This window comes from Neobacillus sp. NPDC093182 (assembly GCF_044754045.1).
The window spans coordinates 569,290-583,787 of the sequence record NZ_JBIVOI010000001.1; the positions used below are offsets into that span (position 1 = coordinate 569,290).

10 protein-coding genes, 1 other RNA gene and 1 other annotated feature are annotated in these 14,498 nt (G+C 39.8%); of the genes, 2 read left to right on the plus strand and 9 right to left on the minus strand.

What is annotated here, in order from left to right; genetic code table 11:
* Positions 1-229: hypothetical protein (locus ACIQAA_RS03070; protein ID WP_402614801.1), on the plus strand; the 229-nt coding region annotated here is incomplete at its 5' end.
* A 19-nt stretch (positions 230-248) separates the two neighbouring features.
* On the opposite strand, the gene ssrS is transcribed toward ACIQAA_RS03070, so the two are convergent.
* The 4 genes from ssrS to ACIQAA_RS03090 all read right to left on the minus strand — a co-directional run bounded on the left by ssrS (position 249) and on the right by ACIQAA_RS03090 (position 4,132).
* Positions 249-443, minus strand: a non-coding RNA gene (ssrS, locus tag ACIQAA_RS03075) — 6S RNA.
* 61 nt (positions 444-504) lie between these two features.
* Positions 505-2,283 (minus strand): aspartate--tRNA ligase, encoded by a 1,779-nt coding sequence (gene aspS, locus ACIQAA_RS03080; protein WP_402614804.1) that lies wholly within the window; start codon positions 2,281-2,283, stop codon positions 505-507.
* A gap of 15 nt (positions 2,284-2,298) precedes the next feature.
* Positions 2,299-3,570 (minus strand): histidine--tRNA ligase, encoded by a 1,272-nt coding sequence (hisS, locus tag ACIQAA_RS03085; RefSeq protein WP_402614807.1) that lies wholly within the window; start codon positions 3,568-3,570, stop codon positions 2,299-2,301.
* 81 nt (positions 3,571-3,651) lie between these two features.
* Positions 3,652-3,894, minus strand: a binding site (T-box leader).
* Positions 3,895-3,952: 58 nt separating this feature from the next.
* Positions 3,953-4,132 carry a hypothetical protein gene (locus tag ACIQAA_RS03090; RefSeq protein WP_402615620.1) on the minus strand — a complete coding sequence of 60 codons (180 nt, stop codon included), beginning with the start codon at positions 4,130-4,132 and terminating at the stop codon, positions 3,953-3,955.
* 159 nt (positions 4,133-4,291) lie between these two features.
* On the opposite strand from ACIQAA_RS03090, the gene ACIQAA_RS03095 reads away from it, so the two are divergent.
* Positions 4,292-6,034, plus strand: coding sequence for an N-acetylmuramoyl-L-alanine amidase family protein (locus ACIQAA_RS03095; RefSeq protein ID WP_402614810.1), 1,743 nt, complete (start codon positions 4,292-4,294; stop codon positions 6,032-6,034).
* 160 nt (positions 6,035-6,194) lie between these two features.
* Here ACIQAA_RS03095 and dtd read toward each other — a convergent pair whose 3' ends face one another.
* The 5 genes from dtd to secDF all read right to left on the minus strand — a co-directional run bounded on the left by dtd (position 6,195) and on the right by secDF (position 14,429).
* Positions 6,195-6,638: a D-aminoacyl-tRNA deacylase gene (gene dtd, locus ACIQAA_RS03100; protein WP_402614812.1), complete on the minus strand. Its 444-nt coding sequence runs from the start codon at positions 6,636-6,638 to the stop codon at positions 6,195-6,197.
* Between the two features lie 14 nt (positions 6,639-6,652).
* Complete coding sequence (locus tag ACIQAA_RS03105) at positions 6,653-8,848, minus strand: RelA/SpoT family protein (RefSeq protein WP_402614815.1); 2,196 nt, start codon at positions 8,846-8,848, stop codon at positions 6,653-6,655.
* A gap of 346 nt (positions 8,849-9,194) precedes the next feature.
* A complete protein-coding gene (locus ACIQAA_RS03110; protein ID WP_402614818.1) occupies positions 9,195-9,707 on the minus strand; it encodes an adenine phosphoribosyltransferase in 513 nt (170 codons plus the stop codon).
* A 14-nt stretch (positions 9,708-9,721) separates the two neighbouring features.
* Positions 9,722-12,061, minus strand: coding sequence for a single-stranded-DNA-specific exonuclease RecJ (recJ, locus tag ACIQAA_RS03115; RefSeq protein WP_402614821.1), 2,340 nt, complete (start codon positions 12,059-12,061; stop codon positions 9,722-9,724).
* Between the two features lie 103 nt (positions 12,062-12,164).
* The gene (secDF, locus tag ACIQAA_RS03120) at positions 12,165-14,429 is read right to left on the minus strand and encodes a protein translocase subunit SecDF (protein ID WP_402614824.1); all 2,265 of its coding nucleotides are present in this window, start codon (positions 14,427-14,429) and stop codon (positions 12,165-12,167) included.
* Positions 14,430-14,498 lie beyond the last annotated feature (69 nt).

A 14,498-nucleotide genomic window follows, 5' to 3' on the forward strand; every position in this document is an offset into this window, starting at 1 on the left:
GTTCCCCTATTTCATCAACTCACCATTTATGGGCACAATCATGCCGGGATTGTTCCCCTATTTCATCAACTCACCATTTATGGGCACAATCATGCCAGGATTGTTCCCCTATTTCATCGACTCACCATTTATGGGCACAATCATGCCAGTATTGTTCCCCTATTTCATCGACTCCCCATTTACCGGCACTATCCCATTTTCTCCAAAAATAAAAATAGCCCCCTGCTGATGCAGGAGACTATTTTTATAAGGGTCCCAATGGTGCCGTCGCGCTTAGTTCCTTCTTTTGATCCCGCATATCAGCAGGTGGGTGTCTTGTTCCAAGTTTATGTAAGTCCCTTTAACCGTATAGGTTGAGGCTTTTACGCAGCTTGAAAACCCAGACTCCCGAAGAAATAATGTTGGTCAAAAGTTAGGTAATACAACGAACATTTCAGGACACTTATTTGATTGACTTTATAATATCATACATTCAAAAACCATTCAAGGTTTTATGAAAGCGTTTTATTCATTTTTATTGGTAACATTTAGTGACAAATGAAGTTCTTTTAATTGGGCTTCTGAAACAGCACCCGGTGCGTCAGTCAACAAGTCGCTGGCACTAGCCGTTTTTGGAAAAGCAATCGTATCACGCAGGTTAGAACTGCCTGCAAGCAGCATCACCAAACGGTCCAATCCAAGAGCAATTCCACCATGTGGCGGTGTACCATATTCGAAAGCGTTCATCAAGAAACCAAATTGCTCTTGTGCTTCTTCAGGTGTAAATCCAAGAACACTAAACATTTTTTCTTGAACAGGACGCTCGAAAATTCGTAACGAGCCGCCTCCAAGCTCATAGCCATTTAAGACAAGGTCATAGGCCTGTGCTCTTACTCTAGCAGGATCTGTATCTAAGTATGGAAGGTCTTCTCTAACCGGCATAGTGAAAGGATGGTGGGCAGCATAATAACGGCCTTCTTCCTCGCCATATTCAAGCAATGGCCAATCGGTAATCCATAGGAAATTGAACTTGCTTTGATCGATTAATCCTAATTCTTTCCCTAGCTTTAAACGCAGCGCTCCCAAGGCGTCGGCAACAACATTTTTCTTGTCGGCTACAAATAGGAGAAGGTCTCCTTCCTTCGCATCTAAAACCGTTCTTAAAGCATTCGCATCTTCATCTGCGAAGAATTTAGCAATCGGACCTTTTAATCCTTCTGCGTCTACCTTCAGCCACGCAAGACCCTTTGCCCCATAAACTCCCACAAATTCTGTCAGCGCATCAATATCCTTACGAGAATATTTTTCAGCAGCACCTTTAACGTTAATACCCTTGACTTGGCCGCCATTTGCAACTGCTGCCGCAAAGACTTTAAAGCCTGAATCCTTAACGACCTCAGAAAGGTCCACCAGCTCTAGTCCAAAACGAGTATCAGGCTTATCAGAGCCAAATCGGCTCATTGCCTCATCATAAGTCATTCGTGGAAACGGAGCAGGAATATCAAGCCCTTTAACTTCCTTCATCAAACCAGTCATCATTTTTTCCATTAAGCCCAAGATATCTTCTTGACCAAGGAAACTTGTTTCAATATCGATTTGTGTAAACTCTGGCTGACGGTCAGCACGTAAATCTTCATCACGGAAACAGCGGGCAATTTGATAGTAACGCTCAATCCCGCCAAGCATTAATAGCTGCTTGAATAGCTGTGGTGATTGTGGAAGTGCATAGAACTCACCAGGATGAACACGGCTTGGCACCAAATAGTCGCGGGCTCCCTCTGGTGTGCTTTTTGTTAAGATTGGTGTTTCAATATCTATAAATCCTTCAGAATCAAGGAAATCTCTGATTTGCTTGGTTACTTGATGGCGCATTTTTAATGTTTCAAAAATCACCGGACGACGGAAGTCTAAATAACGATATTTTAGACGCACGTCTTCAGATACATCTGTTTTATCTGAAATCGTAAATGGCGGTGTTTTTGCCTCGTTAATGATGGTTACCATTTCAGCTTGAACTTCAATCTTTCCGGTTTTTAAATTAGGATTTATCGTTCCAGCCTCACGGCTAATGACCGTTCCTTGAATATCCAGTACATACTCACTGCGAATCTTCTCAGCAATTTCCAATGCTTCTTTCGATACATCCGGATTGAAAACAACTTGAACAATACCTGAGCGATCACGCAGATCGATAAAAATTAATCCGCCCAGGTCACGGCGTTTTGAGACCCAGCCTTTAAGTGTTACTTTTTCACCAATGGCTGACTCTGGTACATCGCCACAAAAATACGTTCTCCCATACATGAAGATCCTCTCCTTTTATCTCTTTAATTCTTGAAAATATTCTACAAACTGTGTTAAGGCTATCTCCACTTGCTCACCAGTAGCCATATTTTTTAGATTAATTTTATTATTCGAAAGCTCTTCGTCACCTAGAACCGCAACATATTTTGCGTTTAGACGGTCAGCTGCTTTAAATTGTGCTTTAATTTTTCGGTTCAAATAATCCCGCTCTGCAGAAACACCTGCAAGGCGAAGTTTCTGAAGCAGTCCTACTGTATAATCCTTTGCTTCCTCACCTAACGCAGCTAGATAACAATCAATGCCTTGATTGATTTCCAGCTCAATTCCTTCAGCCTTGAGTGCGGCAATAAAGCGTTCAATACTCATGGCAAATCCAATTCCCGGAGTTTCTGGTCCGCCCATTTCTTCGGCTAGGCCGTTATAACGTCCGCCGCCGCATAAAGTGGTGATGGCTCCGAAGCCCTCGGCATCACTCATGATTTCAAAAGCTGTGTGATTATAATAATCCAATCCGCGTACTAGATTCGGATCCACAACAAACTCAATTTCTAACTGTGTTAAATGCTGCTGTAATTTTTCAAAATAAGCCTTAGAATCATCATTTAGATATCCGATAATCGAAGGCGCAGTTTTCATTAATTCGTGATTGTGATCTTGCTTGCAATCGAGAATTCTCAAAGGATTTTTTTCAAGACGGTTTTGGCAGTCTTGACAAAACTCTTCAATTCTTGGCTGAAAGTGATTCACTAGTGCATTGCGGTGAGCGGTTCTGCTCTCCTTATCTCCAAGACTATTGATCACAAGCTTTAGCTTTTTCAAACCCATTTCCTTGTATAAGTTCATGGCAAGTGAAATAACTTCTGCGTCAATTGCCGGGTCGTTACTGCCTAATGCTTCGATGCCAAATTGAACAAATTGGCGGAAGCGTCCTGCCTGCGGACGTTCGTATCGGAACATCGGTCCCATGTAATAAAGCTTAACTGGTTGATTTGGATACCCAAACATTTTTTTTTCAACAAACGACCTTACTACAGCTGCAGTACCTTCTGGTCTTAGTGTGAGGCTGCGGCCGCCGCGATCATCGAATGTGTACATTTCTTTCTGGACAATATCCGTGGTATCACCAACACCACGAGCGAATAGGTCGGTATGTTCAAAGATTGGAGTCCGAATTTCTTGATATTGATATTTTTCACAAAGCTCTCTCGCTTTTGCTTCAATCAGCTGCCATTTTTCTACCTCTCCAGGCAGAATGTCCTGCGTGCCTCTTGGAATGCTAATCGACATAGCAGAATTCCTCCTTAACCATTACTTTTTTATGTAAAAAATTTCTATAAAAAACAAAAAACTCCCGTCCCTTGTATAAATACAAGGGACGAGAGTTATATTCCCGCGGTGCCACCCTAGTTGAAGGCATATTTAAGAATGCACTTCCTCTTTTACAGTTAACGCCTGCTCACGTTCTTCTCCTACTAAGGTTGGAATTCCTTTTTCAGAGAGAAGCCTTCGGAGTGTTCCTTCATTAAGAATCATGTAGAAATGCTTTCAGCCAGGGCATTTCCTCTCTTTTCATGTTTTACCTTAATTACTATGCTCCATCATTGGTTATATCCATGTGTATTTTATTTATATAATATTACGGAGCATTGAATCCAATGTCAAGATGGATTTAGGATCTTTCCAAATGTTTTTTCAACTTTCTAACATCACCGATCGTAAGTCCAAATTCGGAGGCAAGCTCAAACGTAGTATTATGCTGCTCACTTTGTATAAAATCATGAAAATCTACACCAAATAGCCTGCTGTCCATTGATTGAATGCTATTTGTTTTATCGCTCGATCTCATCACCCATCACCTCGTATCTTCACTATAGTTCTTATTATTTCCAATCATCGTAAAAACTTACATGTCATAGAAAATTTCAAAATAGTAGATATTTAACAATTAAGGAATGATTTCCATGACCTTTTACGATAAAATGAAAGATATTGTGAAGGGAGAGAGAGAATGATAAAGAGATTTATACTTTTGTTAGTATGTTTCACGGTATTCTTCGGAGTATTCCTTCCGCAAGATATAGGTGTGGCAGCAAACGGTACGGTTACCATTACTGAGAGTCCGGTTAACATCCGCAGCGGTCCAGGCTTAAGCTATCAGCTTGTGAAACAAGTAAAAAGGGGAGAAGAATTTACGATTATAAAAGAGGAAGGCGATTGGATTCACATTCAGCTTTCTTCTGGGAAAACAGGCTGGGTAGCCAATTGGGTTGTAACCAAAACTTCAAATGAAACAACGACAACTGGTTCCAGCAGTTCAAATAAAAAGACTGCTGAAGCAAACACCAATCAATTACGTGTGCGTACTGGACCAGGAACTAATTTTCGTATCGTTGGATATTTAAATAAAGGACAAGCTGTCAGTGTTATAGCTGATAATGAAAACTGGGTAAAAATATCTGGAGGATTTGGGGAAGGCTGGGTTGTACGAGAATATCTAGATTTCAACAATAAATCTACTAATGATTCCAAAGAAGAAAATAATAATAAATCGATTGGTGCAGGTCAGATCACAGATACATTGAATATCCGAAACGAACCTTCTACTTCAGGAAGGGTGATTGGGAAACTAGCAAAAGGGACTGCGATAACGATTTACTCAAAAAAGAATAATTGGATTGAAATAAAGTACGAAAACCAAAGTGCATGGGTTAGTGCGGATTACGTTCAATTCGGAACCGAAAATCAGCAAATCAATCCTGAAAATGGAACAATTGGGACAGTTACTGCCAGTAACCTAAGTGTCCGCAGTGATTCTTCCTTGAACTCGGACATTATCGGTTCCATTACAAAAGGGCAGAAGTTTACCATTCTTGAAGAAACAAATAATTGGTTTAAAATTGAGTATAAACCTGGAAAAACAGGCTGGGCAGCCGGCTGGTATTTCAACAAGGATAAAGCAAATACTACCCAACTCGCTAAAGACAGCAAAGTTACGATCTTACATAATGGTACAAATATTAGGAAGGACCCTACCGTTCAATCGAATGTGCTTCAACGTGCCAATGAAGGAGAGTCCTTTCCGATAAGCAAGGTTGAGAACGATTGGTACGAGATTACATTGCCGAACGGTTCAAATGGATATATTGCTGGATGGCTCGTAACAACCAATGGAACTGGACCTGGAATTGATAAACAAGGGGCAGAGACTTATTTAAGATCCAAGACCATTGTGATCGACCCTGGACATGGTGGAATTGATACTGGGGCTACTGGAGTAGGCGGCACACTTGAAAAAGAATTAACACTCCGTACTGCGCAGCTTTTATCTGATAAGTTAAAGGCAGCTGGAGCCAATGTTTTTCTTACAAGAAGCAATGATGCTTTTCTTTCGCTTCCATCAAGAGTGAGATTAGCAAGTGTTCATCAGTCAGATGCGTTTATCAGCTTACATTATGATAGCAACCTAGAACGGAGCATCCGTGGGATGACAGGTTATTACTATCATTCTTATCAAAAAAAACTCGCCGAATATGTTTATAATTCAACCAATGCTCAAACTAGGTTAAAAAGCCGCGGTGTCCGTTCTGGTGATTACCATGTCATTCGAGAGAATAAAAGGCAGGCGGTCCTTATGGAACTAGGCTACCTAAGTAATTCAGCCGAAGAAATGACACTAACATCAGGACAATTCCAAGAAAATGCAGCAACAGGTTTGTACAATGGACTTGCCCGATACTTTAAGGAACAATAAGTAAAGCGGAAGCGCCTTGACTAGGGGCGACAGGCATAAGACGAACCCTGCCAGAAGGCGCTTTTTGCCTTCTTCAGGGGGCGGCTTATGACCCCGAGCCCCTAGGCGCTGAAGCTAGATAAAAAAAATGCTTGGCAGCTATAAAAGTGCCAAGCATTTTTTAACTTTTGCTCTCTACAATTAGTGTAACGGGACCATCATTAATTAATTCGACGTCCATCATCGCCCCAAAGATACCTGTTTCAACCTTGATACCTTTTTCACGTAATAAACCATTGAATCTTTCATATAGCTGGTTTGCCTGTTCTGGTCTAGCAGCTTCCATGAAATTGGGTCTTCTTCCTTTACGGCAATCACCATACAAGGTAAATTGAGAGACAGAAAGAATTTCACCGTCAACATCTAATAAGGATAAATTCATCTTTCCGCCATCATCTTCAAATATCCGTAGATTTGCAATTTTATCTGCTAAAAAGGCTGCGTCTTCTTCTGTATCCTGATGTGTTACTCCTACAAGAAGGACTAGACCTTTAGAAATTTGTCCCGTTATTTCTTCGTTAACGGTCACCTTTGCCTTTTTACTGCGCTGTACAACAACTCGCATTTTTAGTAAACTCCCTAATTCATAATCCGGCGAACCGAATAAATATCTGGTATCTGTTTAATCCGATCAACCACTTTTTGCAAATGGCTCACATTGTGGATAGCAATAGACATAATGATCGTCGCCATTTTATTACGATCAGATCGGCCAGAAACAGCGGAAATATTGGTTTTTGTTTCATTTACTGCCTGCAGAACCTCATTCAATAAACCGCGGCGGTCGTAACCGCTAATCTCAATATCCACATTATATTCTTTCCGGTCATTTAAAGAGGATTCCCATTCAACAGGAATTAACCTAGTCTGTGCGTCGTTAGAATCAATATTTGTACAATCGGCACGATGAACCGAAACACCGCGTCCTTTTGTAATAAAACCAACAATTTCGTCACCTGGGACAGGATTACAGCATCTAGATAAGCGGATTAATAAATTATCGATTCCAGCAACACGAACACCGGACTCTCGCTTTTTCGTAGAAGGAAATGCCTTCATATCAGAAATAGCATTTGTGATCGTGGCCGATTGCTCCTGATCCCGTTTTTTACGCCATTTCTCAGTTAAACGATTGGCTACCTGCAGTGCAGTTACACCATTATAGCCGACCGCTGCATACATATCGTCTTCGTTGGCAAAATTAAACTTTTCAGCTACCTTTTTCAAATTATCAGCCGTTAAAATCTCTTTTAAATCAAATTCCATTGAGCGGATTTCTTTTTCTACAAGCTCTCTGCCTTTATCGACATTTTCATCTCGGCGCTGCTTCTTAAAAAAGGCACGTATTTTGTTCTTTGCCTGTGAAGTTTGTGCAAGCTTTAACCAGTCTTGACTTGGGCCATAGGAATGCTTAGATGTAAGAATTTCGATAATGTCACCGGTCTTGAGTCGATAATCCAGCGTGACCATTTTACCGTTCACTTTCGCCCCTATCGTTTTATTCCCGATTTCAGAGTGAATTCGATAAGCAAAATCAATCGGAACTGAGCCGGATGGTAATTCAATTACATCTCCTTTTGGTGTAAAAACAAAAACCATATCAGAGAATAAGTCGATTTTTAATGACTCCATAAACTCCTCTGCATTCGCAGTATCATTTTGGAATTCAAGGATTTCTCTAAACCAAGTTAATTTTTGTTCATAAGAAGTTGTATCTGCAAGTGCTTTCCCTTCTTTATAGGCCCAGTGAGCGGCAATACCAAATTCTGCAATCCTGTGCATTTCTGACGTCCGAATTTGAACCTCCAGCGGATCACCCTTAGGACCAATGACCGTGGTATGAAGAGATTGGTACATATTCGGCTTCGGCATGGCAATATAGTCTTTAAAACGCCCTGGCATAGGTTTCCAGCACGTATGGATGATACCTAGAACAGCGTAGCAATCCTTAATACTATTTACTACTATTCGAACGGCAAGTAAATCATAGATTTCACTAAACTGTTTATTTTGCTGGACCATTTTTCGATAAATGCTATAGATATGCTTTGGTCTTCCAGAAAGCTCCGCATTAATGGACACTTCTTTCATTCTGTTTCGAACCTCGTCCATTACATCGACTAAGTATTGTTCCCGTTCTGCACGCTTCTTTTTCATCAGGTTAACAATACGGTAATATTGCTGTGGATTTAAGTATCTTAATGCGGTATCTTCCAGCTCCCACTTAATCTTAGAAATACCAAGACGATGGGCTAAAGGTGCAAAGATTTCAAGTGTTTCGTTTGAAATCCGGCGCTGCTTCTCAACAGGAAGATGCTTTAGCGTCCTCATATTATGCAAACGATCAGCAAGCTTAATCAAAATAACGCGGATATCCTGAGCCATAGCCACAAACATTTTTCTGTGGTTCTCTGCCTGCTGTTCCTCGTGTGATTTATATTTAATTTTTCCTAATTTCGTAACCCCGTCGACAAGCATGGCCACTTCGTCATTAAATTCCGTCTCGATGTCCTTTAAAGTAACATCCGTGTCTTCAACGACATCATGGAGAAAACCAGCGGCAACCGTTGCAGGATCCATCTCCAAATCCGCCAGAATTCCAGCAACTTGAATAGGATGAATAATGTAGGGCTCCCCAGATTTTCTATATTGTTCACGATGAGAATGTTTTGCAAATTCGTACGCTCTTTTTACAAATTCGCAATGCTCCTCGTTCAAATAAATCCTCGTCTTGTCGATGACTTGTTCGGCGGTTAACACTTGATCGTTCGCCATAAAAATCACCTTATTTTTCGTCTCATTTTTTTATTATGTCTCTTTTCAAAGAAAAGAGCTTGCAATCTTAATTTCAAGCACAAAATAGTTTGTTCCGCGTTAAAAATCGGCTTTAGGATTTTAACAACAATCTTTACGAAAGCAGCCTATATTATTAAATGTTACTCTATCTTAACAAGTTACTAATGAATGTTACTATTATCGAAAAAAATAGCTCAGTTGTAAAGGGATTGATATTATTTTACTGTATTTTGCGAAAAAAGTGTCGAAATACAGTAAATTCATATAAAAAATAGCTCTCTTCTTATAACAAGAGAGCACTCATTTACGAGTGCCCCCAATACTATTAATAATTCATCAATGTCATGATGTCGTAGCCTTGAAGTTTTTTACGTCCATCAAGGTAAGATAATTCAATCAGAAAAGCAATTCCAGCAACTACACCGCCAAGCTGTTCCACTAATTGAATGGTTGCTTCAATGGTTCCGCCTGTTGCTAACAAGTCATCAGTTATCAAAACACGTTGTCCTGGTTGAATTGCATCCTTATGAATCGTAAGGACATCACTTCCATATTCTAATCCATAGCTTACTTTAACCGTTTCACGCGGCAGTTTTCCTTCCTTACGAACTGGAGCAAAGCCAATTCCAAGAGAATAGGCGACAGGGCAGCCAATAATAAATCCTCTTGCCTCAGGACCTACAATTAAATCAATTTGTTTATTTTTCGCATAAGAAACAATTTGGTCCGTTGCATACTTATATGCATCTCCATTGTTCATTAATGGAGTAATATCCTTGAATGTAATACCTGGTTTTGGGTAATCTGGTACGATTGCGATAAATTGCTTTAAGTCCATTACGTAATGCCTCCTCAAATAGTAACTGATTCCTCTATAACTTGGTCAAACCAGCTCTTTAATTGCTGAAAGGACGAAAATAATAAATCTCTTTCAAGTGCATATTGAGCCTGTTTGGTTTGATAGGTTATCGAATCAGTAAGGTCACGCTTTTGTGATTGTTTATTCAAAGTAATAAATCCATTGTTTATTGTAACAAAATCTAGTTCAGAAAACACTTTTGACATAAAAGTTATGGTTTCCGTTGACCAGCCGCGGTGCTTAGCGATTTCATCTCCATAACGCCCCAAGTCAATTGGACCTTTTTTTAACAAAAATGCATAAAACCATTTAAAGTGGTCTCTCGTAGGAATGGTACTAAAGAAATCACTGTTTTCCTTATGGAAATACGCATAAATTCGAGCAGGACGTTTCCCATTAAATAAATGGTGAAGTAGTTCCTTAGACGGCGGCAGGTCAACGAGAACAACATTGGCCTGATGTGAATCGAATGCCTTAGCCTCTGCTTCATCTTTAATAAGTATTACCTCACTAGTCAGAGCAGGGTCCATTTTTTCCAGCTGTTCTCTGTTAAAGATAATATATTTCCGCTTTTCGTTCGGTATAGTATTAACCATTGAGTGAATTCGTTTTACTCCGCGATGATCAAATAATTGCCACGATTCAACCGAAACATCCTGGATAAAAATTTGTGGTTTACGGATATTATTCCACTCATTAACGGCTAATTCACCAATTAACGAAATTTTTGAGGCTGGTGAAATATGGTCAGCTAATTGTCCAAGGCCAAAGCCTATTCCATCTAAATTCGTACCGTTATCATTAACCATCACTTTCAAGTGATTTTGTTCTGAACCAATTTTTCTCATGGTCGATATTTGGACATTACTGATTAACACCTTCGGTTTAGGGTTGTCCATTCCAAATGGAGCAAGGAGATTTAGTTCATCCAGCGAAGATAAATTGATTTCTTCCACCGCTATTTGATGATCCAGTGTGGTAATTGGGATAAAATCCTCTTCTGTTAACTGCTCATTCGCCAGATTATTTAATCTCTGACGAAGGTCAGAAACATCTTCTAGTCTCAGCGTCATCCCTGCCGCCATAGGATGTCCTCCAAAGTGTGGCAAAATATCCCGGCATTCCGAAAGATTTTTAAATAAATCAAAACCTGCAATACTTCGAGCAGAGCCTTTTGCTAAGCCCTTTTCCTTGTCAAAGCTTAGAACGATTGTCGGCCGGTAAAACTTTTCCACTAATCTGGAAGCAACGATGCCGATTACACCTGCATTCCAGCCTTCTTTACCAATGACAAGTACTGAATTTGAATCAATCGGATAATTTCTTTCAACCTCTTCAATAGCTTCAAGTGTAATGGAATTGACAATCGATTGTCTTGTCTTGTTTAAGTCATCCATTTCTTGTGCTAGAGCCTCCGCTTCAAATGGATCATCCGTAAGCAAAAGTTCTACAGCCATATCAGCATTTTCTAGTCTGCCGACTGCATTGATTCTTGGCGCCAGCGAAAAGCCGATGGTTTCCTCGTTAATGCTTTGCTGATCTACACCTGCTACTTTTAATATAGCTTTTAGACCTTTATTCTCTGTGACTTTAAGTTTTTCTAAACCTCTTTTGGCAATGAGGCGATTTTCATCTTTTAACGAAACTAAATCGGCGATTGTCCCAATAACCGCAATTTCTAACAAGTGCTCTGGAACCTCTCCGTATAGCGCATGGGCTAATTTAAAGGCTACACCTACCCCAGCAAGCTCACGAAAAGGGTAGATACTATCCGGCAGTTTTGGATGAATAATCGCTAGTGCTTCAGGTAAAACGGGACCCGGCTCATGGTGATCTGTGATGATTAGATCAAGACCGATTTCTTTTGCGATTGCTGCTTCATTTATGGCAGAAATGCCTGTATCTACAGTAATAATTAACTTAATTCCATTTTCAGCTGCACGACGAAAGGCAGGTTCGTTCGGTCCATATCCTTCTGTAAAACGATTTGGAATATAAAATTGAACATTAGCCCCCAATTCTCTAAGGGTAACCATTAATACGGTTGTGCTACTGACACCATCCGCATCATAATCCCCGAATATTAAAATAGGTTCTTGCCTTTCAATAGCTTCCCGAATTCTTTTTACAGCAATATCCATACCTGTTAATAAATAAGGGTCATGAAATTGCTCTTTTCCAAATAAAAAATACCGTGCAGAATCAACGGTATCTAATCCGCGGTTGATAAGCAGCGACGCAACAAGCGGCGTAATTTTCAATTCGTTTTCGAGAGTTTTTACTAGGTGTTGATCAGTTTTACGAACAACCCATCTAGTTTTCGACTTTAACATGCGTTCACCCCTCAGACTTATCTATTATACAGGAGTAAACATGTCCTTTCAACGTAAATCTGGAATAGAAAAACCGCAGAGTGAACTGCGGTTTTAACATTTTTTATACTTGAGGCTCATCAGAGTACTTTTTCTTTTCTTTTACAGTCTTAATGGTACCCTTCTTTTTGAGTTCTTTTGCTTTAAGAACTACCCAAAGATTAGTAGCAATAAAGACAGATGAATAGACACCAGAAATTAAGCCAACAAACATGGCAATAGAGAAGTTGCGAATGGATTCACTTCCGAAAATCATTAAAGCAATAATAGTAAATGTCACCGTTAGAACCGTATTAAATGAACGAGTTAAGGTTTGGCGTAAACTAACATTTACTACCTCAGCAATATCCTCAAACGTTTTGAGACGCTTTTTCTTAACCAGGTTCTCACGCATCCGGTCAAAGGTAACAATCGTGTCATTAATAGAGTATCCGACGATTGTCAATACTGCCGCAATAAAGGTGAGGTCAACTTCTAGTCGCGTAATGCTGAAGAACACTACCATAAAAAATGCATCGTGCATTAAGGAAACAATCGCTGCAATGGCCATAGCCATTTCAAATCGGACCGTTACATAAATAATGATTCCAATGGAGGCAAGTATTAGGGCGATAAAAGCATTCTTCGCAATTTCCTTCCCTACTGTCGGTGAAACTGTACTAACATTAGGTTCCGCACCAAATTCTTTGCCAAGTTCAGATTTTAATTCAGAAATTTCTTCTTTAGTTAGTACTCCTTTTAGTCTAGCAGAAGCAATCTCTTTATTCTCACCAGAAATAAGAATATCATCAGTTTTGATATCTAGTTTTTCAAGTGAGCTTTCAACCTGTTCGGTTGTTAAGGGCTTATCTGATAATACTTCAATCCGCGTACCACTTGAAAAATCAATAGAAAGATTCATACGGAAAATGAGAAGTATTACCAATCCAACAGCAAGGAAAGCACCCGAAAGGATGAAAAATAACTTTCTAACCTTTACAAAATCATAACGATCCCATCTAGTAGGAAGGTCTAATGTGTCATAATTCTCGGCAATATCCTTAATCTGAGATTGCTTCACACCAAACCAGCCTGGTCTTTTGTTTAAGAGACCACTGTTTACCCACATCCCCAAGAAAATACGTGAACCGAAAACAGCAGTAACAAAACTCATTAGTATACTCACAATTAATGTTGTCGCGAACCCTTTTACAGAGCTTGTCCCATAGAAGAATAGTACTGCAGCTGTTAATATTGTTGTTAGGTTGGCGTCAATGATAGACGAAAATGAACTTTTACTTCCAGCTTGGAAGGCAGATTTTATTGACTTACCTACCTTAATTTCTTCCCTAATTCTTTCGTAGGTGATAATGTTCGCATCCACTGCCATACCCACCCCGAGTATGAGTGCCGCAATTCCTGGCAGAGTTAAGACCGCATTCATCCAATCAAAAACCAGGAGAACAAGGTAGATATAAATCGATAAGGTCACAATAGCGATGAATCCAGGGAAGCGATAGTAAACAAGCATAAATAAATAAATGATTGCAATACCAATTATACCGGCAAAGACTGTTTCATTTAATGCCTGCTCACCGAATTTAGCTCCAACAGAAGTAGAGTAAACTTCAGTCAGCTTGACCGGAAGTGCTCCAGCATTTAAAAGTGAGGCTAGCTCTTGTGCTTCTTCTGCTGTGAAGCTTCCTACAATGGAAACTGTATTTTGATTGAAGATCTCTCTTACCGTAGGTGCTGATAAAAATTTAGGATCTTCTTTTGTAATTTCCGTTTTGAATGAATCTTTTCCTTCTTCAAAATCAAGCCAAATAACTAAATAATTATTTGGTGCCATTTTTACAATTTCTTCTGTAACGTTTTTAAATTTTTCGGCACTTTTTAATTTTAATGAAACGCTCGGTGCTCCATTTTCATCAAAGGTCTGGCTCGCACCATTTTCCGCTAAATCCGCTCCGTCCATCATAACGCGGTCATTGGCATCACGGAAAGTAAGGTTTGCTTGGGTAGATAATATTTCCCTTGCCTGATTTTGATCCGTTACGCCCGCAAGCTGTACACGAATTCGATTTTCACCTTCAATTTGAATATTTGGCTCACTAACACCAAGAACATTTATCCGCCTATCAAGGGCTTCGGCTGTACTTGCTAAGATTTCTTTGTCAATTTTTTGACCTTTTTTCGCTGGTGTTACCTCATATAAAACCTCGAAGCCGCCTTGAAGGTCCAAACCTAGTTTAATATCTTTAAGTATACCTGTAGTGGTAACTCCCATTGTGCTTCCTAGTAATATTACTACTAGCAGGAAAGCGATAATTCTACTGCGCTTAACCATTATGTATTGTTCCTCCTTAGGGCTTAAGCAAAAGCACTGCAACGTAAAGCCTTATATAAAAAAATCATT

Bases quoted from the DNA above. Each gene is read 5' to 3' on its own strand.
- aspS (WP_402614804.1), bottom strand. From the start codon at position 2,283: ATGTATGGGAGAACGTATTTTTGTGGCGATGTACCAGAGTCAGCCATT.
- hisS (WP_402614807.1), bottom strand. From the start codon at position 3,570: ATGTCGATTAGCATTCCAAGAGGCACGCAGGACATTCTGCCTGGAGAG.
- ACIQAA_RS03095 (WP_402614810.1), top strand. From the start codon at position 4,292: ATGATAAAGAGATTTATACTTTTGTTAGTATGTTTCACGGTATTCTTC.
- dtd (WP_402614812.1), bottom strand. From the start codon at position 6,638: ATGCGAGTTGTTGTACAGCGCAGTAAAAAGGCAAAGGTGACCGTTAAC.
- ACIQAA_RS03105 (WP_402614815.1), bottom strand. From the start codon at position 8,848: ATGGCGAACGATCAAGTGTTAACCGCCGAACAAGTCATCGACAAGACG.
- ACIQAA_RS03110 (WP_402614818.1), bottom strand. From the start codon at position 9,707: ATGGACTTAAAGCAATTTATCGCAATCGTACCAGATTACCCAAAACCA.
- recJ (WP_402614821.1), bottom strand. From the start codon at position 12,061: ATGTTAAAGTCGAAAACTAGATGGGTTGTTCGTAAAACTGATCAACAC.
- secDF (WP_402614824.1), bottom strand. From the start codon at position 14,429: ATGGTTAAGCGCAGTAGAATTATCGCTTTCCTGCTAGTAGTAATATTA.